The 18,963-nt window shown below is 70.8% G+C and carries 18 protein-coding genes and 1 pseudogene; 7 read left to right on the top strand and 12 right to left on the bottom strand.

Features of this window, described 5'->3' with window-relative positions:
* Positions 1-9 precede the first annotated feature (9 nt).
* Positions 10-606: a molybdopterin-dependent oxidoreductase gene (locus ABEA43_RS19695; protein ID WP_345563690.1), complete on the bottom strand. Its 597-nt coding sequence runs from the start codon at positions 604-606 to the stop codon at positions 10-12.
* A 262-nt stretch (positions 607-868) separates the two neighbouring features.
* On the opposite strand from ABEA43_RS19695, the gene aroF reads away from it, so the two are divergent.
* Both aroF and ABEA43_RS19685 read left to right on the top strand, forming a co-directional pair.
* Complete coding sequence (aroF, locus tag ABEA43_RS19690) at positions 869-1,900, top strand: 3-deoxy-7-phosphoheptulonate synthase (protein WP_345563688.1); 1,032 nt, start codon at positions 869-871, stop codon at positions 1,898-1,900.
* 152 nt (positions 1,901-2,052) lie between these two features.
* The gene (locus ABEA43_RS19685; protein WP_345563687.1) at positions 2,053-2,340 is read left to right on the top strand and encodes a YiaA/YiaB family inner membrane protein; all 288 of its coding nucleotides are present in this window, start codon (positions 2,053-2,055) and stop codon (positions 2,338-2,340) included.
* A 4-nt stretch (positions 2,341-2,344) separates the two neighbouring features.
* On the opposite strand, the gene thiI is transcribed toward ABEA43_RS19685, so the two are convergent.
* The 3 genes and pseudogenes from thiI to macS all read right to left on the bottom strand — a co-directional run bounded on the left by thiI (position 2,345) and on the right by macS (position 5,423).
* On the bottom strand, positions 2,345-3,541 hold the full coding sequence (thiI, locus tag ABEA43_RS19680; protein WP_345563685.1) for a tRNA uracil 4-sulfurtransferase ThiI: 1,197 nt from the start codon (positions 3,539-3,541) through the stop codon (positions 2,345-2,347).
* A gap of 75 nt (positions 3,542-3,616) precedes the next feature.
* Positions 3,617-4,280, bottom strand: a pseudogene (locus ABEA43_RS19675) (response regulator).
* Between the two features lie 9 nt (positions 4,281-4,289).
* Positions 4,290-5,423 (bottom strand): MacS family sensor histidine kinase, encoded by a 1,134-nt coding sequence (gene macS, locus ABEA43_RS19670; RefSeq protein ID WP_345563684.1) that lies wholly within the window; start codon positions 5,421-5,423, stop codon positions 4,290-4,292.
* 114 nt (positions 5,424-5,537) lie between these two features.
* Between macS and ABEA43_RS19665 the strand changes: the two genes are divergently transcribed.
* Entirely contained in the window at positions 5,538-6,401 is an 864-nt protein-coding gene (locus ABEA43_RS19665; RefSeq protein WP_345563683.1) for an MHYT domain-containing protein, read from the top strand.
* Positions 6,402-6,521: 120 nt separating this feature from the next.
* Positions 6,522-7,280 carry an MHYT domain-containing protein gene (locus ABEA43_RS19660; protein WP_345563682.1) on the top strand — a complete coding sequence of 253 codons (759 nt, stop codon included), beginning with the start codon at positions 6,522-6,524 and terminating at the stop codon, positions 7,278-7,280.
* A gap of 152 nt (positions 7,281-7,432) precedes the next feature.
* On the opposite strand, the gene ABEA43_RS19655 is transcribed toward ABEA43_RS19660, so the two are convergent.
* Positions 7,433-8,458, bottom strand: coding sequence for a 6-phosphofructokinase (locus ABEA43_RS19655; RefSeq protein WP_345563680.1), 1,026 nt, complete (start codon positions 8,456-8,458; stop codon positions 7,433-7,435).
* Between the two features lie 358 nt (positions 8,459-8,816).
* On the opposite strand from ABEA43_RS19655, the gene ABEA43_RS19650 reads away from it, so the two are divergent.
* Positions 8,817-9,554 carry a Clp protease N-terminal domain-containing protein gene (locus tag ABEA43_RS19650; protein WP_345563678.1) on the top strand — a complete coding sequence of 246 codons (738 nt, stop codon included), beginning with the start codon at positions 8,817-8,819 and terminating at the stop codon, positions 9,552-9,554.
* Here ABEA43_RS19650 and ABEA43_RS19645 read toward each other — a convergent pair.
* Both ABEA43_RS19645 and ABEA43_RS19640 read right to left on the bottom strand, forming a co-directional pair.
* On the bottom strand, positions 9,551-10,903 hold the full coding sequence (locus tag ABEA43_RS19645; protein ID WP_345563676.1) for a N,N-dimethylformamidase beta subunit family domain-containing protein: 1,353 nt from the start codon (positions 10,901-10,903) through the stop codon (positions 9,551-9,553). The two genes, ABEA43_RS19650 and ABEA43_RS19645, sit on opposite strands and share 4 nt — an antisense overlap.
* A gap of 52 nt (positions 10,904-10,955) precedes the next feature.
* A complete protein-coding gene (locus ABEA43_RS19640) occupies positions 10,956-11,858 on the bottom strand; it encodes a lactonase family protein (protein ID WP_345563675.1) in 903 nt (300 codons plus the stop codon).
* Between the two features lie 94 nt (positions 11,859-11,952).
* On the opposite strand from ABEA43_RS19640, the gene ABEA43_RS19635 reads away from it, so the two are divergent.
* A complete protein-coding gene (locus ABEA43_RS19635) occupies positions 11,953-12,801 on the top strand; it encodes a bifunctional helix-turn-helix transcriptional regulator/GNAT family N-acetyltransferase (RefSeq protein WP_345563673.1) in 849 nt (282 codons plus the stop codon).
* Here the strand turns inward: ABEA43_RS19635 and ABEA43_RS19630 are convergent.
* Positions 12,770-14,992 (bottom strand): MMPL family transporter, encoded by a 2,223-nt coding sequence (locus tag ABEA43_RS19630; protein WP_345563671.1) that lies wholly within the window; start codon positions 14,990-14,992, stop codon positions 12,770-12,772. The genes ABEA43_RS19635 and ABEA43_RS19630 overlap by 32 nt on opposite strands.
* A 94-nt stretch (positions 14,993-15,086) precedes the next feature.
* On the opposite strand from ABEA43_RS19630, the gene ABEA43_RS19625 reads away from it, so the two are divergent.
* Positions 15,087-15,680 carry a TetR/AcrR family transcriptional regulator gene (locus ABEA43_RS19625; protein WP_345563669.1) on the top strand — a complete coding sequence of 198 codons (594 nt, stop codon included), beginning with the start codon at positions 15,087-15,089 and terminating at the stop codon, positions 15,678-15,680.
* Positions 15,681-15,696: 16 nt separating this feature from the next.
* On the opposite strand, the gene ABEA43_RS19620 is transcribed toward ABEA43_RS19625, so the two are convergent.
* From ABEA43_RS19620 to ABEA43_RS19605, 4 genes are all read right to left on the bottom strand, one after another.
* Entirely contained in the window at positions 15,697-16,719 is a 1,023-nt protein-coding gene (locus tag ABEA43_RS19620) for an alkaline phosphatase PhoX (RefSeq protein ID WP_345563667.1), read from the bottom strand.
* A gap of 168 nt (positions 16,720-16,887) precedes the next feature.
* Positions 16,888-17,499, bottom strand: a complete 612-nt coding sequence (locus ABEA43_RS19615) for a methyltransferase domain-containing protein (RefSeq protein WP_345563665.1) — start codon at positions 17,497-17,499, stop codon at positions 16,888-16,890.
* Positions 17,496-18,299 carry a TIGR04282 family arsenosugar biosynthesis glycosyltransferase gene (locus ABEA43_RS19610; protein WP_345563663.1) on the bottom strand — a complete coding sequence of 268 codons (804 nt, stop codon included), beginning with the start codon at positions 18,297-18,299 and terminating at the stop codon, positions 17,496-17,498. The genes ABEA43_RS19615 and ABEA43_RS19610 overlap by 4 nt, the downstream gene beginning before the upstream one ends.
* A gap of 109 nt (positions 18,300-18,408) precedes the next feature.
* A complete protein-coding gene (locus ABEA43_RS19605) occupies positions 18,409-18,876 on the bottom strand; it encodes a Dps family protein (RefSeq protein ID WP_345563661.1) in 468 nt (155 codons plus the stop codon).
* Positions 18,877-18,963 lie beyond the last annotated feature (87 nt).

Raw genomic sequence — 18,963 nt, 5'->3', positions numbered from 1 at the left:
GCGTGAAGTCTAAGGGGGGCCCTCGCCGGGTTCTTCCTGGTAGGAGTATCGCTGCTCGTCCCACGGATCGGCGATGTTGTGGTAGCCGCGCTCCTCCCAGAAGCCCCGGCGATCTTCGAGGAGGTATTCGATGCCGCGCACCCATTTGACGCTCTTCCAGGCGTACAGGTGGGGCACCACGATGCGCAGCGGGTAGCCGCGGTCGGGGCTGAGCGGCTTCTCGTCGAGCTCCATGGCGAACAGGGTGTCGCTCGCGGCGAAGTCGGCCATCCGCAGGTTGGCGCTGTAGCCGTATTCGGCCCAGATCATCACGTGGTGGACGCCGGCGTCGGGCGGGGCGGCCGCCATGATCGTGGCGGGGGCGACGCCGCGCCACTCGTTGGCCATGAGGGAGAACTTGGTGACGCAGTGGAAGTCGGCGATCCTGGTCGTGCGCGGCAGCACCTCGAAGTCGCTCCAGGTGAAGCAGTGCTCCTCGCCCGAGGCGGTGGCCCCGAACACGCGGAAGTCCCAGCTCTCCGGCTTGAACTGGGGCACCCTGCCGTAGTGGATCACGGGTCGGCCGCGCGGGACGTACTGGCCTGGAGGCAGGCGCGACTCCTCCACGATCACTCCCCTCACACATCTCGCGTCTTGGGCCATCCTGCCATCGGACGGGGAGTGACTCGCGAGCGGGTGCGGTGCGCTACCATTACGGGCTATGCGCAACGCGTCCCAGTTTTGGTATGGCGACGGACCCGAGTCCGTTCGCCATCTGACGCTGCGCTAGCAGCCAGGCGAGCGAAGGCCCCGGGTCCGACAGGACCCGGGGCCTTCTGCGTTGTCCAGGCAAATTCCGAGCAGTTCTCACGGCGGAGGAGTACTTCTGATGGTGATCGTGATGGGCCCCGAGGCCACCGCGGACGATCTGGCGTCGATCGTGGCGGTCGTCCAGGCGGCCGGGGTCGAGGCTTTCGTCAGCAAGGGCGTGCGGCGCACGATCGTCGGCCTGGTCGGCGACGTGACCCAGCTCGACGCGGCCGGCCTGCGCGGCATGGGCGGCGTGCGCGACGTCATGCGCGTGTCCACGCCGTACAAGCTGGTCAGCAGGGAGAACCACCCGGAACGTTCCACGGTCCACGTGGGCGGCGTGCCGATCGGCCCCGACACCGTGACGCTGATCGCGGGGCCGTGCGCGGTGGAGACGCACCAGCAGACGCTGGACGCGGCGCGGATGGCGCAGTCGGCGGGCGCGGTGCTGCTGCGCGGCGGGGCCTTCAAGCCGCGCACGTCGCCGTACGCCTTCCAGGGGCTGGGCGAGGCGGGCCTGCGGATCCTGGCGGACGTGCGCGAGGAGACGGGCCTGCCGATCGTGACGGAGGTGGTGAACGCCCAGGACGTGGAGCTGGTCGCCTCCTACGCCGACATGCTGCAGGTCGGCACCCGCAACATGCAGAACTTCGCGCTCCTGCAGGCCGTCGGCGCGGCCGGGCGGCCGGTGATGCTCAAGCGCGGCATGACCGCCACCATCGAGGAGTGGCTGATGGCCGCCGAGTACATCGCCCAGCGCGGCAACCTGGACATCGTGCTGTGCGAGCGGGGCGTGCGGACCTTCGAGACGGCGACCCGCAACACGCTCGACGTCTCGGCGGTGCCGGTGGCGCAGCGGCTGTCGCACCTGCCGGTGATCATCGACCCTTCGCACTCGGGCGGCCGCCGCGACCTGGTGCTGCCGCTGACCCGCGCGGCCATCGCGGTGGGCGCGGACGGCGTGATCATCGACGTGCACCCGCAGCCGGAGCAGGCGCTCTGCGACGGCCCGCAGGCGCTGGTCGACACGGATCTGGGCGAGCTGGCCCAGGTCATGAACGACTTCCCCGCGCTGCTCGGCAAGTCCGCCGCGGCCGCGGTCGCCGTCTGACCTGATGCCGTATCGCCCGGCCCGGCCACGAGCGATCAGGGAGATCGGCGGCAGTACGGCCGGCCGCGCCACCAGCCGGCCGGCCGTACTCAGCGGTAACTTGAGTACGTCACCCCATGCGCCGGGACCTTCGCGCGGCGCACGATGACCGCATGACGAAGCCCATTCAGCCCACGCAGACCACCGCGTTCTACGTCCAGGCGATCCTGTCGTTCGCCGTCTCGCTGTCCTCCGTGGTGATCGCCCTGCTCTACCTGCCGACGGCCGGGTGGATCAGGGCGTTCCTCGGGCTCGGCCTGCTCTACGTCGTCACCTCGACGGTCACGCTGTGCAAGGTCGTCCGCGACCGGCAGGAGCAGTCCGTGGTCACCAACCGCGTCGACCAGGCCAGGCTCGACAAGCTGCTGGCCCAGCACGACCCGTTCAAGGTCGACGCCTGAGCCGCTAGAGGGTGTATTCCTGGATCGAGTCGGCGAGCTGCACGCACAGCTCCTCGGCGTCGAGCCGCTTCTCGATCTGCTTCAGGTCCTCGATCTTGGCCCGGGTCTCCGCGCGCTTGGGGGCCAGCAGGGAGCAGCAGTCCTCGTCGGGCAGCTCCGAGATCTCCAGGGTGCCGATGCGCCGGGCCTCGGCCATGATCTCGGTCTTGTCCCAGCCCACCAGCGGGCGCAGGATCGGCAGCTCCACCGCGTTGTCCTGGGCGGTGATGTTGGTCAGGGTCTGCGAGGAGACCTGGCCGAGCGCGTCACCGGTGATCAGCGCGGCGGAGCGGATGCGATGGGCGACCTCCTCGGCCGTCTTGAGCATGAGCCGCCGCTGCGCGATCACGGCCAGCCGGTCCTGGCCGGAGGCGCGGATCGACTGCTGGGCCTTGCCGAACGGCACCACCCACAGCCGCGACCTGCCCTGGAACCGGTCGAGCTTCCTGACCAGCGCGTACGCCTTGTAGATCGACTCGGACGTGGTGAACGGGATGCCGGAGAAGTGCAGGAAGTCGACGTGCAGCCCGCGCTTCATCATCCGGTACGCGGCCACCGGCGAGTCGATGCCGCCCGACATGAGCACCAGGGCCCGGCCGCTGCTGCCCACGGGCAGGCCGCCCTGGCCGGGGATGCCGCCGGTGAAGATGAACACCTCGTCCCTGTCGACCTCGATGGAGACCGTCAGCTCGGGGTTCTTCAGATCGACGGGGAGCTGGTATTCGTCGTTGATCGCGCCGCCCACGAAGCGGTCGAGCTCGTTGGAGCGCATCGGGAAGCGCTTGTCGCGGCGGCGCGAGCGGACCGCGAAGCGCGCGCCGCGCTTGGCCTCCTCGGTCGCGCCGACCAGCTCGAGACCGGCCTTGAGCACGGTGTCCGGGTCTTTGGCCACCCGCCACGCCTGGTGGATCCAGACCAGCCCGGGCACGTCGGAGACCCGCTCGGCCACGGCCTGCGCCTGCTCGGCGGAGGCGCCCTGGGGCAGGAAGATCGCGATGACGCCGTGCCGCTTGCGCACGTCGACCTTGATGTCGATGGTCTTGAGCGCGTCACGGATGTTGCTGATCAGGCGGCGTTCGAACAGCTCGCGGTTCTTGCCCTTCAGGACGATCTCGCCCAGCTTGAGCAGAACGCACGGCTCGCCCAGGGCGGACATCGTCATGGTGGAACCTCCGGGAAGACGGGGAAAGCGCGCGTTGATGGCAACCGTTGATGGCAACGTCGCGACCCATCGAGTTTAGTCCGCGTCGAGCCCCTGCTCGATCGCATATCGGACCAGTTCGACCCGGTTGTGGAGCTGGAGCTTGCCGAGCGTGTTCTGGACGTGGTTCTGGACGGTGCGGTGGGAGAGCACGAGGCGGTCGGCGATCTGCTTGTAGGACAGCCCCTTGGCGACCAGCCTGAGCACCTCGGTCTCCCGCTCGGTCAGCCGCGGCCCCTCGGCGGGCGCGGGCTGCGCGGCCAGCCGCCGGTATTCGCCCAGGACGAGCCCGGTATTCGCCCAGGACGAGCCCGGCCAGCCCCGGGGTGAACACGGCGTCGCCCTCGGCGGTGCGGCGCACCGCGTCCAGGAACTCCTCCCGGCTCGCCGACTTCACCAGATATCCGGACGCGCCGGCTTTGACGGCCTTCAGTACGTCGTCCTGCTCGGCGCTCGCCGACAGCACCAGCACTTTGGGCGGCGGCGCCACCCCGGCCAGCCGGGCCGCGACCTCCGCGCCCGACATGTCCGGCAACTGGAGATCGAGCACCACGACGTCCGGCAGCACCGCCCCGGCCACCCTGACCGCCTGGCCGCCCTCCCCCACGGTGGCCACGACCTCGTAACCCGCCTCGGCGAGATCCCTGGCGACCCCGTCCCGCCACATGGGATGGTCGTCCACCACCATGACCCGAACCATGCCGCAACTCTAACGGCGCCCGCTCCGGAGGGGACCGGGCGTCGCGGCCGGAAGGGTGATCTCGACCTCTGTGCCTTGACCGGGGACGCTGACAATGGACACCGTGCCGCCCAGCTCCTCGACGCGGCCCCGGATGGATCCGGCGACGCCCATCCGGCCGCCGGCGCGCGCCTCCTCCAGCCGGCCGTCCGGGATGCCGGGCCCGTCGTCCCTGACGCTCACCGTCACCGTGCCCTCGCCCGACTCCGCCAGCACCCAGGCCTTGGCGCCCGCGCCGCAGTGCGCGCGCACGTTGTCGAGTGCCGCGCCGACCGCGGCGGCGGCGCCCTGGGCCACCGCCGTGGGCAGCACCATCGGCGTGGCCGGGGTGGAGACCGTCACGTCGGGCGAGCCGTGGCGCAGCAGCAGCGAGCGCAGGTCGGTCGCGCCCTTCGCGGGCGGCGGGCCGCTCGCGACGAGCTGGCGCAAGGCCGCTTCCTGCTCACCCGCCAGGCGGCCCAGCTCGGCCGCCTCGCCGCCGATCTGCCGCCCGCGCCGCTGGACCAGCGCGAGCACCTGCAGCACGGAGTCGTGCAGGTCGCGGGCCAGGCGGTCGCGCTCACGCTGGGCGGCCTCCATCTCGATGGCCCGCTGCATGCGTTCCTCGGCCTGCTTGGCCAGTCTGGCGACGTGTCCGACAACGACTCCTGACAAGAAGAGTAAGACCGTGCCGTTGATCAGGATGGGCGCCTCGGGGGTGCGTACGCGCAGCCACAGATCGCAGGCCGCGACGACGGCCGCCGCCACCGCGCCCGCGCGCCGGCCGGCGTACACGGCCCACGCGAGCACCGGCGCGGCCACCCACGTGGCGGGCACCGGCAGCGTGCCGGTCGCCCCCTGCTGGGCGCCCTGGACGTAGGGCGAGGACAGCAGGCAGGCCATCGTGACCAGCAGGTCTATGGCGAGCAGCGGCCGGCCGCGCAGCGCCGGGATCGAGTACGCGAACGTCGCCCCCGCCGTCCACAGCGCCATCACGCCGAGCACCAGCCAGCCGATGACCGGCTCCTCGTAACCACGGTGCTGCGCCATCAGCACGGCGGCGTACGCCAGCGAGGCGACGCGGAAGACCGCGACCGCCCGCCAGAACGGACCCTCGATAGCCATGAGGCCTTCTCATGTTTCCGACACGCGGATTTGACAGATAGTTCGGTTATCCATGCGAAAGGGACATGCCAGATGGCACAATCCGGGGACCCCTAATGCAAGGAAGCTCCACAGATGACCTCCGTTAATCATTTCACCTACGGCTTGCTCACGCCGTTGCTCGCCTATGTGATGTCGTGCATCGGGTCGATGCTCGGATTGCGGCTCACCGCGCAGGCGCACGCCTCGCGGGGCGGCGCGCGGTTGCGCTGGCTGCTCGGGGCGGCCATCTCGATCGGTGGGACCGGCATCTGGGTCATGCACTTCATCGCCATGATGGGATTCGAGGTGGAGGGCACCCAGATCAAGTACGACGTCTGGTTGACGGTGGCCTCGGCGGTGGTGGCCATCGTGGTCGTGGGCACCGGCCTGCTTCTCGTCTCCTACGGCGGCGGGCGGATCCTTGCACTGCTCGGCGGCGGCCTGCTCACCGGGCTCGGCGTGGCCTCCATGCACTACCTGGGCATGTACGCGATGAACATGTCCGCCCACGTCTCCTACGACCGCCTCACCGTGGGCGCCTCCGTGGCCATCGCCGTGGTGGCCGCGACGGTGGCGCTCTGGTTCACCCTCCGGGTCAAGAAGCCCATCTGGATCACCGGCGCCGCCCTCGTCATGGGCGTGGCCGTGGCCGGCATGCACTACACCGGCATGTACGCGATGCACGTCAGGGTCGACACCGAGCCCGCCCTGGTCTCCGGCGCCGACGCGCTGGACTTCCTCGTGCCCCTCATGACCGTGATCAGCCTCATCACGCTCACCATGCTCCTCATGGTCATCCTGTCGCCGTCGGAGGCGGAGCTGCACGAGGACGCGGAGCTCGTGGCCAAGCTCGAACTGCGCCGGCGCACCGCTCACCAGCAGCAGCAACTCACCTACCCCACGCCGATCGTCCAGCCCCTCCAACGCCATCAGTCCATGCCCGCTCGCCGAAGGTAGTTGCGCTATCGGCGACTCCCTGTTCATACTCCCTTATCGGTGCGTAGGGGATGGGTGGGGGTTATGTCGCCGATCGACCATTTTTCTTTTGGGCTTTTAACACCTCTTCTCGCGTACGTCATGTCCAGCGTGGGCTCCATGCTCGGCCTGCTGCTGACGTCGCGTGCCCGGCTCATCGGCGGGCGTGAGGGCAAATACTGGCTGGTGGGAGCCGCGTTCGCGATCGGCGGCACGGGCATATGGACGATGCACTTCATCGCCATGCTCGGCTTCTCCGTGACCGGCACGGTGATCCGTTACGACGTGCCGCTCACCGCGGCCTCAGCGCTCATCGCGGTGGCGGTCGTGGGGATGGGGCTGTTCCTGGCCTCCTACGGCGGCGACAGGCTGGGGTTCCTGCTCGGCGGTGGCGTGCTGACCGGGTGCGGCGTCGCGGGCATGCACTATCTCGGCATGGCCGCGATGAACATGTCCGGCCTCGTCTCGTACGACCCTGTGGTCGTCTCGATCTCGGTCCTGATCGCGGTGGCGGCGGCGACGGTGGCGCTCTGGTTCACACTGCGGGTCAGCGGCGCCTTCAGGATCGGCGGTGCGGCGCTGGTCATGGGGGTGGCGGTCTCGGGGATGCACTACACGGGGATGTACTCGATGTCGGTGCAGACCCACTCCGAGATGGTGCCCGTGCACGGCGCCAGGGCCATCGACTTCCTGCTGCCGCTGATCGTCGGCCTCAGCGTGATCACCGTGGGCCTGCTGCTAGCCATCATCCTGTCGCCGTCGGAGAAGGAGTTGCGCAGCGAGGCCGAGTTCAGGGCCAGGCTGCGGCAACGCGACGAGGGCGCACCGGAGGTGGATCTCTTCGGTACGCCCCGCGGTTGAGCTATCGGCCGGTCGAGCTGATGGCCTAGGCACGGCTCGCGGCGCATGGTGGGCCGCCGACTCGCTGCGGCGCGAGCCGTACCTTGAGCGGGTTGTAGCGGAAACCCCGCTGATTCAGAAGGTACGGCTGCGCACTTGCAAGCGGCTTTCAGTCAGCCGAAGAACACCTCGGACTCGGAGTAGCGGGACGCGGGCACGGTCTTGAGCTCGGCCGTGGCCTCGTCGAGGCCGACCCGGACGATATCGGTGCCGCGCAGCGCCACCATCTTGCCGTAGTCGCCCTCGTGGGCCGCGTCGATCGCCTGTAGGCCGAACCTGGTGGCCAGCACCCGGTCGTACGCGGTCGGGGTGCCGCCGCGCTGGATGTGGCCGAGCACGGTGGTGCGGGCCTCCTTGCCGGTGCGCTTCTCGATCTCCTTGGCCAGCACCTCGCCGATGCCGCCGAGCCGCACGTGGCCGAAGGAGTCGAGCTCGCCCGCCTGCAGCGCTATCTGGCCCTCGATCGGGTGCGCGCCTTCGGCGACCACGATGATCGGCGAGTAGCGGGTGCGGAAGCGGGACTCGACGTATTCGCAGACGCGGTCGATGTCGAACGGCTTCTCCGGGATGAGGATGACGTTGGCGCCGCCCGCCATGCCCGCGTGCAACGCGATCCAGCCGGCGTGGCGGCCCATGACCTCGCAGATCAGCGCCCGGTGGTGGGACTCAGCGGTGGTGTGGAGCCGGTCGATGGCCTCCATCGCGATGTTGACGGCCGTGTCGAAGCCGAAGGTGTAGTCGGTGCCCGACAGGTCGTTGTCGATGGTCTTGGGCACGCCCACGACGTTGACCTCGCGGTCGTAGAGCTGTTTGGCGACGCCCAGCGTGTCCTCGCCGCCAATGGCGATCAACGCGTCCACACCGGTGGAGACCAGGTTCTCCTTGATCCGGTCGACCCCGCCCTCGATCTTGATCGGGTTGGTCCTGGAGGAGCCCAGTATCGTGCCGCCGCGCGGCAGGATGCCGCGTACGGACTGGATGTCGAGCGGCATCGTGTCGCCTTCGAGGGGGCCGCGCCAGCCGTCGCGGAAGCCGACGAACTCGTGGCCGTATACGCTCACCCCCTTACGCACCACTGCCCTGATCACAGCGTTGAGACCGGGGCAGTCGCCCCCTCCGGTGAGCACTCCAATACGCATGGCGGGTTCCTCCCAATGGGGTTCACGAACCAGACCTCAGTGTTCAGACTCGCATTGTGCCCGGCGTCATGTGCAGTGGTCTAGACCAAACGCGGGGTCGCATGTCCTAAACCCGTTTTGGCGGGCGATTTCACGAGCGCGGGTCCCTGCCCATGCCTGGACAAGACGGGTTTCTATCCCCTTCGCCGTACAAAAGGGGCAGATCACAGCGCCGCTCGTGCCGCCCGGACCCGGGCCTCCCCCTGTTCCGCCGCATCCCGCCGACGCGGCCATCCGGAATTGCGGCGCGGGTTTCCATCCTTCGCCGTTGCGTCAACCTGGGGTTGACGATTAGCGACCGTCAACCTAGGGTTGACGCATGGACAAAACCGTTCGTCTCGACGACCTCATCACCGCGATCAAGAGCCGGCATCCCGGCGGCGACCCGCTCGACGAGCTGACCGACGCCGTGACGCTGGGCGAGCACATCGGCGAGGTGGCCGACCACCTGATCGGTCACTTCGTCGACCAGGCCAGGCGCTCCGGCGCGTCCTGGACCGACATCGGGCGCAGCATGGGCGTCAGCAAGCAGGCCGCGCAGAAGCGGTTCGTGCCCAAGGACGGCGGCGGCTCCGGATCGCTGGCCGAGGACCTGCGCAACTTCGCCCGGTACACCGACAGGGCCCGCAGCGTCATGGTGCGGTCCCAGGTGGAGGCCCGCGCCTCCGACCACGATCACATCGAGGTCGGCCACCTGGTGCTCGGCCTGCTGCACGAGCCGGAAGGGCTCGCGGTCAAGACCATGGCCACGCTCGGCGCGTCACCGGAGGCGGTCAAGGACGCCGTCACCACCGAGCTCGGGACCGGTGGCGGCAGCCCGCCGGAGGGCACCCCGTTCGCCGCGCAGAGCAAGAAAGTGCTGGAGCTGACCCTGCGGGAGTCGCTGCGGCTCGGCCACGACTTCGTGGGCACCGAGCACCTCCTGCTCGGCGTCCTGTCGCTGGAGGAGGGCCCGGTGGTGGCCGCGCTGAAGCGGCTCGGCGTGACCAAGGAGCCCGCCGAGCGGGAGATCGTCCGGGCGCTCGGCAAGGTCCCGCACGACAAGAAGGAAGGCTAGGGCAGGCCGGCCGGCCCCTGGGCGAACCTGGTCAGCAGGTTGACCGTGGCGCGGCGGGTGAAGGCGGCGGCCTGCTCGGTGACCCCATGGCCGCACCGCCTTCCCCGCATCGCGCACACCCAGCGCATCGTGCCGGAGGCGAACACCCCCGCCCCTCCCGGCGCCGTGTAGTAGGTGCTGTGGCTGACGGTCGCCCGGCCGCCGCAGGAGAGCGGCGACTCGGCCAGCACCTCGATGTTCCGCGGCGAGCCGCGCGAGACCTTGTCGGTCTCCACCCCGGCCATCCCCGGGAACCGCCTGCCCCGGGTCCCGGCGAAGATCCAGTGGGCGGGCCTGCGCACCCGGTAGACGCCCTCCGCGGGGAAGCAGTCGTACATCTGCCCCACCAGGGCGCTCTCCGGCTCCGACGCGCGCCACAGCTCGCACAGGCGCTCCTTGTCGCAGGCGACGTTCCTGCCGTGCAGGCCGATCCGCCAGTAGACGGCGTTCGCGCCGAGGAAGGCGAGGTTCGTGCCGTGGTCCCTGGCCGCGGTGACGGCCCTGCGCATGCCGGGCGACCAGTACTCGTCGTGGCCGGGCGAGACCACCGCCCTGGCGCCGTCGAGCGCGCCCGGCCGGAGGTCGAGGCTGGTCAGGTACGCCAGCGGCACGCCGCTCTTCTCGGCCACGGCCAGCGCGTCCTTCTCGAAGTCCAGGAAGAGGCGGGCGCCGGTGGTGTCGTACGGGCGGTCGAAGGTGACGGTGCGCGAGCGGTCCGCGTACCCGCCCGGGCCCTGGTAGAGGCTGCGCCCGCCCCACAGGTTGTACGCCTGCCAGGTGGTGACCGCGTTCACCAGCACCACGCGGCCCGCGGTGGAGGCGGAGCGCACGGTGATCGGGACATAGCGCTGGGCCCCGGACGAGGCGTCGAGCCTGATCAGGTACGCGCCCTCCGCCCACCCCGCCGTCTGCACGGTCAGCGAGGGGGCCCAGTGGGCGGCGGTCACGGTGCCGTCCACGACCCGCATCGGCGCCTGGCGTACCCCGCGGACCGGGGCGGACTCCCATACCTTGGCCGGGTTCGCGCCCATGCGGAAGGCACTGGCGGAGAAGCGCGGCGCGGTCGTGGAGACGTGCAGCCTGAACCGCTCGCCCGGCAGGACGCTCACCTGGTCGGCGTAGCCCTCGATCTCGTGCGCCGCGCCGTGCCTGGTGATGCGCCAGGACTCCTGCACGTCCACGCCCGCGTCCACGCCCGCGTTCGAGGCGGCGTTCGAGGCGGCGGGCGCGGGCGGCGCGGCGGGTGGTGCGGCCGGCGGGGCGGCGCAGCCGGCGACCAGGAGGACGAGAGCGGCGAGGATCTTCAGCACAGGCCCATGGTCAGGATCGGCCGCCCCCGTGAGCCGTGACTTGGCGAACTCCTTACATGATCAGCACACAGGCCGGGCTTTCCACCTCGTGCACCTGGCCGGTGGGCTCGGGGATGCCGTCCTTGAGCTCGAAGACGGTCACGACGTTCGAACGCTGGTCGGCCACGTACATGCGGTCGCCGTCGATCGCGAAATGCCTGGGCCATTCGCCCAGGGCCGGGATCTCCGCCACGAAGGACAGGTCGGCGGCCCGCAGCACCGAGACCGTGTCGGGGCCGCGGTTGCCGACGTAGACGAGGTCGCCCTCGACCTGCAGGTGGGAGGGGAAGTTCGGGCCGCTCTCGCGGGAGGCGGGCACGACCGTCCTGCGCTCGCCCTCGATGAGCGTGACGGTGCCGTCGAGCTCGCCCGCCACGTAGAGCCGCGAGCCGGCGAAAGCGTAGTGGCGCGGGCCCGACCCGGCGTGCATCCTGATCGGCTCCAGCGGGGTGCCGTCGTAGCGGTAGCGGCGGATCTCGTCGGTGCCGAGGTCGGAGACGTGCAGCACGTCGTCGTGGAAGACGGCCTGGTGGGCGTGGGAGCCCTCCTGGCGCTCGGGGACCGGGCCCGAACCCTCGTGGCGCAGCACGATCGGCTCGCCGGTGAACGCGCCGCGCGCGTCGAGGTGACACAGCAGCGCGGTGCCGTCGCCGTAGTTGGCCACCGCGAGCAGGCTCCCTCCCGGGTCCACGGCGACGTGGCACGGGCTGTCGCCCTCGCTCGGCCGCTCGTCCAGCGGCTCCAGCCGCTCCCCGGCCGTGAAGGCGGTGAGCCAGCCGCGTTCGAGCTCGCCCACCGCGTACAGCACCGGCAGGGTGGGATGGGCCGCGAGGAACGACGGCGCCGCCACTCTGGTGAGCTCTCCGCCGAGGGTGACGATGCCCGGGCCGTATCCGCCTATGAACACGTGCTTCACGGTGAGGATCCTCCTATGGTTGACTGTGGCAATGAGTTCGTTGACAGAAGCAAGGGTCTCTGAGGTCAGAGCCTTCAACCGGTTCTATACGAAGGTGATCGGCGTGCTCCAGGCGGGCATGCTCGACTCGCCCTACTCCTTGACCGAGGTGAGGGTGCTGTTCGAGCTGGCGCAGACGGAGCAGATGGCGACCGGCGAGCTGCGCACCCTGCTCGACCTGGACGCCGGCTACCTCAGCCGGATCCTGACGCGCTTCGAGACCGACGGGCTGATCGCGCGTGAGCGGTCGGCGTCGGACGCGCGCCGGCAGGTCGTCCGCCTCACTCCCGCGGGATCCGAGACCTTCGGCGGCCTCGACGAGCGCTCGGCCGGCGAGATCGAGCGGCTGCTGTCCGGCCTGTCCGAGGAGGACCAGCGGCGGCTGGTCGCGGGCATGGCGGCCATCAGGGGGGCGCTCGGCGCGGCCGGGGAGCGCGAGCCGTACGTGATCAGGCCGCCGCGGCCGGGCGACCTGGGCTGGGTCGTGCACCGGCACGGCGCCCTCTACAGCGGCGAGTACGGCTGGGGCATCGCCTTCGAGCAGCTCGTCGCCAGGATCGTCGGCGGCCTCGACTTCTCCAGGGACACCGGCTGGATCGCCGAGGTGGGGGGCGAGCGGGCCGGGTGCGTGTTCTGCGTGCGGCAGGACGAGACGACGGCCAAGCTGCGCATGCTCCTCGTCGAGCCGTCCGCCCGAGGTCTCGGCCTGGGGCGGCGGCTCGTCGAGGAGTGCCTGCGGCACGCGCAGGCCGAGGGCTACAAGCGGATCGTGCTCTGGACGCGCGACTCCCTGGTGAGCGCGCGGCGCATCTACCAGGCGGCCGGGTTCGAGCTGGACTCCGAGGAGAAGGGGATGGAGAACGGGATCGAGGTCACCGAGCAGATGTGGTCGCGCGACCTCTAGGCCACCAGTTCAGCGGGCCCGCCAGGCGCATCAGGCTGGGCACGAGCACCGCTCTGATCACGGTCGCGTCCACCAGCACGGCCACCGCCATGCCGACGCCCAGCATCTGCACGAACGACACCTGCGCCGTGGCGTAGGCGGCGAACGTGAGCGCCAGGATGCCGCCGGCCGCCGTGATCAGGGGTGCGCCCCGCTGCAGGCCGGTGGCCACGGCCAGCTCCGTGTCGCCGGTCCTGTCGTACTCCTCCTTGATGCGGGACAGCAGGAACACCTCGTAGTCCATCGACAGGCCGTAGGCGACGCAGAGCATCAGGATCGGGATACTCGGGTCGAGCGTGCCCGTCGGGGTGAAGCCGAGCAGGCCGGACAGGTTGCCCTCCTGGAAGATCCAGACGATGGCGCCGAACATGACGCCGAGGCTCAGGACGTTCAGCAGGGTCGCCTTGATCGGGATGATCAGGCTCCTGGTCATCCCGAACAGGACCAGGAACGTCACGCCGAGCATGAGCGCCAGCACCAGCGGGAGCCGGTCCACGACGGAGGCGCGGTAGTCGGCCAGCTCGGCCGGGTAGCCGCCGACCATGACCTTGAAGGGCGGCTCGACGGAGCGTACGGACTCGGCCAGGCGTACGGGATCGTCGGACAGGGCCGCCGCGGAGGGGACCACGGACAGCCACGTGCCCTGGCCGCCCCCGTGGGGCTGGAACCTGGACGGCTCGCCGTCGCCCACCCGCCGACCCGCCGCGAACGAGCCGGCCGCCGAGTCCACCTGGGCGACGCCAGGGAGCCGCGACAGGGTCTCCGCGTAGCGCGGTACGTCGCCGGGAGCCGCGGCCGGCGCGATGAGCTGGATGGCGTCGGTCTCCTCCGCGGGGAACGACTGGCGGATCACCTCCTGGGTCTGCCTGGAGGACGCCTCCGGGGGCAGGATGCGGTCGTCGGCCACGCCGAAGCGCAGGCCGAGGAACGGTGCGGCGAGGACCAGCAGCACCGCCGTGGCCACGCCCCCGAACAGCAGCGGCCTGCGCATCACCCGCACCGCCAGCCCGTGCCAGAACCCCGTGTCGCGTTCGGGCCTGACGCGCTTGGGGAGCATCGTGCCGCCGATCGTGGCGAGCACGGCGGGCAGCACGAGCACCGCCGCGACCAGGCCGCCCGCGACGACGGCGATGCCCGCGTACGCGAAGGAGCGCAGGAAGTCGAACGGCAGCGCGAACAGCACGGCCAGGGACGACGCCACGGTGAGCCCGCTGAACAGCACGGTCCTGCCCGCGTGCTCGACCGCCCCGGCCACCGCGCTCGCGCGGTCCCTGCCCGCGCGCGTCTCCTCGCGGAAGCGCTGGATCACGAACAGGCAGTAGTCGATGCCGAGGCCGAGGCCCATGGCCAGGGTGAGGTTCAGGGCGAACGTGGAGATCTCCGCGAACAGCAGCACGCCGCTCAGCAGCGCCAGCCCGGTCACCATGGCGAACACCCCGGCCAGGATCGGCACCAGGGCCGCCATGACGCGCCGCTGGTAGAGCCAGAGCAGCGCGAACGCCAGCGGGAAGATCACCAGCTCGGCCCGGACGAAGTCCTGCCTGGCCAGCGGCACCGTCTCCCTGAAGACCTCCTCCCCTCCCCCAGCGCGCACCTGGAGCAGGGCGCTGGCCTTGGTGATCTCAGGTACGAGCCTGGGCAGCACTTGGGACCGTACGTGGTCGGCGTCTCCCGGGATGCGCACCACGATCAGGGCGTGCCTGGCGTCCGCGCTGCGCAGGGTGGCGGGCTTGCCGCGGGTCCAGTACGAGCCGGCCTCGGCGACGCCGTCCGCGCGGGCGACCCGCTCTGTCAGCTCCCGGCCGGCGGCCGCGACCGCGGGGGCGTCGACCGTGCCGCTCCTCGCGGTCACCAGGAAGATCATGTCCGGGCTGCCGGTGCCGAACCGCTCGACCAGCTCGGCCTGCGCCCGGTCGGACTCCGAGCCCGGCGCCTCGAACCTGGCCAGCGACAGCCCGGACACCGCTCCCGCCGCGAGCACGCCCATGACGATCAGTGCCGCCAGAGAGAGGGAGAGGACGAGCTTGCGGCGGCGTACGAGGAGGAAGCCGAGCCTGCGCAGCGGCGGCCCGGTCATGGGCACGGTCGTGGCCGGTGTGTTCACCGCCGTTGCCTGCGTCTGCGGCGGTTGTGGGTCGCGGGCGGTTCTCATGGGCCTCCTGGTCCAAAACTCGGTAAACTACTCGTGTTTGCCGTCCTGGATCAGAAATACAAGTAAATGCTCGTATTTGTCAACGAGGAGGCCCATGGCTGAGCGCACGGTCCGCCGGCAGGCGCGTGGTCTGAAGCGGATGGCCGAGATCCTCGACGCCGCCGAACTGGTGATCGCCGAGGTCGGTTATCCGGAGCTGACCACGAACCAGGTCGCCGCGCGGGCGGGGATGTCGCCTGGGTCGCTGTATCAGTTCTTCCGGAACAAGGAGGAGATCCTCGACGGGCTGGTGGTCCGCTACATCGATGACCGCCAGGAGTTCTGGGCCGCCCGGCTGGCCGTCGTCACACCGGACATCCCGATGGAGGCGCTGGTCGGGCAGCTCGTGGACGAGAGCGTCCGGTTCAAGAGCGAGTCGCCGGCGTACTGGTCGCTGTTGTACGGGACGGCCACCGGCGATCAGCTCGCCGCGGCCTCACAGCGGCTGCACGCCGACATCGCCCGGCACCTCGCCACCATGCTGCGGCGGCGCAGCCCGGAGCTGCCCGGCGACCGCGCCCAGCTCATGGGGACGATGGCGCTGGCGATGGTGAAAGCGGTGCTGCCCATGGTCACCTCGGTGCCGCCGGAGCGCGGCGCCGAGCTCGTCGACGAGCTGAAGGTCATGCTCGTGCGCTACCTGACCTGACCTGAGCGGGCCGGGCCTAGGGGCGGAAGGGGCCCGCCACCTCGAACGTGTGTCCCTCCGTACGGCCACGCCTGGCCGAGAAGTAGAGCCGCTCGCCGCCGGGCGAGAAGGCCAGCCCGGTCAGCTCGGCCCCGCCGTGCCCCTCCAGCCGGAGGAACGGCGTGACCGCCCGGTCGGGCGCGATCACGTGGATCTCCGTCGTCTCCCTGGCCACGTAGAGGTCGCCGGAGGGGGCGGCGGTGATGGCGCGCACGCCCTCGCACAGCCGGTCGAGCGTGGAGGTCTGCGTGTCGTAGGCCCACAGGCCCGTGTCGCCCTTGGTGGTGAAGTAGCAGACCCCGCCCGCGTAGTGGCAGCCGTCGCCGCCGTCGAAGTGGCGGGCGTCCTCGACCTGATGGCGGGCGGCCTTGAGCAGCGCGGCCGGCGACGGCACGGCCTGCCAGTGGCCGGCGGCGCACAGGACCTCCAGCGTGCCCTCCGTGAGGTCGCCCCAGTCGCCCGGTCTGAACCGGTAGAAGCAGCCGTCGTGCTCGTCCTCCGTCATGTAGATGACGCGCCGCTCCGGGTCGCAGGCCGCGGCCTCGTGCTTGAAGCGGCCCATGGACAGGCGGGGCCGGGCCGCGCGGGCACCGTAGGGGTCGCATTCGAAGACGCGGCCGCGGTGGCCGAGCTCGCACGACAACCACGTGTGCCACGGCGTGGCGCCGCCCGCGCAGTTGAGGTCGGTGCCCGACAGGATGCGGTAGGCGTCGCCGATCGAGCCGTCGGCGCGGAAGCGCAGCGCCGAGGCGCCGCCGAGCAGGGGCAGCTCGGAGTTGGAGACGTAGATCCAGCCTGCGCCGTCGGGGAAGCAGGCGCCGCCGTCGGGCGCCGCGTGCCAGGTCAGCCCGGCCACCTTCTGGCCGGAGCGGGCCACCACCCTGCCGGTGAAGCCGAGCGGCAACGCGAGACCGCCCGCGCCCGGCGGGCCGAGCGGACCGTACGGGCTGGCGCCACCCGGCATGAGCGGGCCCGTGCGGAGGAGAGTCTTGTGGGACATCGTGGGGCCTCCCTCTAGGTGCCACGCTAGTCGACCGCACCGACATGAATGGCAGGGACTCGCGACATCAAACTCTGCGCAAACCCCGCGCTCCCGTCTCCCCCAGCCGCCCCCGGCGCCGCTTTCCCGTGATGTTCCGCACGTCCGCTCGCTGCTCGGCATGATCACCTAGCGAAGGTACGCGAACCAGCGGCCGGCCTCCTCGTGACTGCCCGTGACCGTGAAACCGCTCTCCCCGGCCAGCCCGGGCACGTCGGAAACCGATACCCCCGCCCATCGGAACCAGGCGCCGGTGACCTCACCGTGGCGCAACCGGACGCGTTCGGTCGTGCTGGGCGTGCCGGGCGGCGCGACCTCGGCGATCACCTCGCCGCCCGGCCTGACGAGCTCGCGCATCCGGCGCAGCAGGGCCGGCGGGTCGCCGCCGATGCCGATGTTGCCGTCGGCCAGCAGCGCGGTCGCCCATCGGCCGGTGCCCGGGACCCGCCCGAACACGTCCCTGCACAGGGCCAGCCCGCCCGCCTGCCGCGTCAGCCGTACGGCGTGCGGGGTGACGTCGATGCCGAGCGCGGCCACGCCCCTCCTGGCCAGCGCGACCGTCAGCCGTCCCGGCCCCGAGCCGACGTCCAGGGTGGGGCCGGCGCAGCGGGACAGCATGGCCTCGTCGCCGTCGATGAGCTCCAGCCAGCGCATGGCCGCGAGGGGCTCGCGGCGGCCGTCCTCGTACTCGACGTCGATCTCGGCGCCGGCGAGCGAGTCCGCGTAAAGCTCCCCGATCACCTGACCACCCCTGCGGCGAACGAGGCAACCCGCCCAGCGCCCGCCGCCCCGGCGTCACCGGCGGCGTCGCGGGCGCCGAGGCGGGCCGCGTCTCCGGCGGCATTGCTGGCGGTGTCGCTGGCGGTGAGGCGGGCTGCTTCTCCGGCGGCATTGCTGGCGGTGTCACGGGCACCGAGGCGGGTCAGGGCGGTGGCGAAGCGGGTGTGCGGGGCCTGGTCCGCGACCTCGCGGGCGCTCACGGCGTCGTCCACGTCGGTGAGGAGTGGCAGCGTCGCGACCGACAGACCGCGCAGGCGCCGGAGCTGGGCGGCGCCCGTGCCGGGTGTGGACATGGGCACGCCGAGGAGCCGGGCGGGGTCGGGGCGGCGCAGCCCGAGCAGCCAGAAGCCGCCGTCGGCCGCCGGGCCGAACACCGCGTCGTGCCCGTCGAGCGCCGCCGCGGCCCTGGTCAGGAGTGCGGGGGTGAGCTGGGGAGTGTCCATGCCGACGAGCACGACGGGCGCGCGGCGCCGGGCGAAGGCGTCCTCGAAGGCCCAGGCCAGGCGCTCGTCCAAGCCGTCTCCGCGCTGGCCGATCAGCTCGAACGGGCGGCCCGCGATCAGGTCGGGTCCGGCGATCTCATCGAGGGCCAGCAGGCGGGCGGCGGCGGGGGTGGCGGCGACGGCGTCCAGGGTGTCGTCCAGCGCGTACGCGGCCAGCTCCGCGGCTTCCGCCGGGGTGTAGGGCGGGGTGAGGCGCGTCTTCACGCGCCCGGGCCGGGGCCGCTTGGCGAGCACGACGATCTGCGTGCGGTTGGTCATACTCCTGGACGGTAGATCGACAAGAGATGATCACCTCTTACGTGGCGCTTACGGCATGGAAGAGCCCGGGCACCGTACGTCGTGCCCGGGCTCGATGAACGTGCCCGCTCTAGCGCTGTGCCTGGAACATCCAGTGCTGCTTGTCGATGTCCTGCGCGATCGCGATGAACAGATCCTGCGTGACCGGGTCGGTGTCGTCGGTGGCGCGGATGCGCTCGTACATCCGCTTGCTGATGCCGTCCAGCGTGTCGGTGATCGTCGCCACGACCTTGCCGTCCTCCAGCCAGCCGCCTTCGGGCTGGGGAAGCTTCGTGGACTTGGAGATCGTCGCCGCGCGGCCGTCCGGGTTGGCGCCGAGGGCGACGGCGCGTTCCGCGATGGTGTCCATGTGGGCCCGCGCCAGGTCGGTGAGCTCGTCCAGCTGGAGGTGGATCGGGCGGAAATGTGCGCCTACGAGATTCCAGTGCGCCTGCTTGGCGACCAGTGAGAGATCGATCAGATCGACCAGGGCACCCTGGAGGGTGTCCACGACGGCGTCCTTGGCGTCGCCCGAGAGCGGTCCGGTGATCGTAGCCATGTCTCTTATTCCTCCCCGTTGGTCGGACTTTTCGTTCTTTACAACGACATTTAGGGCTTTCTTCTTCCGAACCTTCGGTCATTGACA

The sequence above is a fragment of the Nonomuraea rosea genome (genome assembly GCF_039539705.1).
In the GTDB taxonomy this organism is placed as follows: domain Bacteria; phylum Actinomycetota; class Actinomycetes; order Streptosporangiales; family Streptosporangiaceae; genus Nonomuraea; species Nonomuraea rosea.
This window is presented reverse-complemented; position numbering and strand designations above follow the sequence as displayed.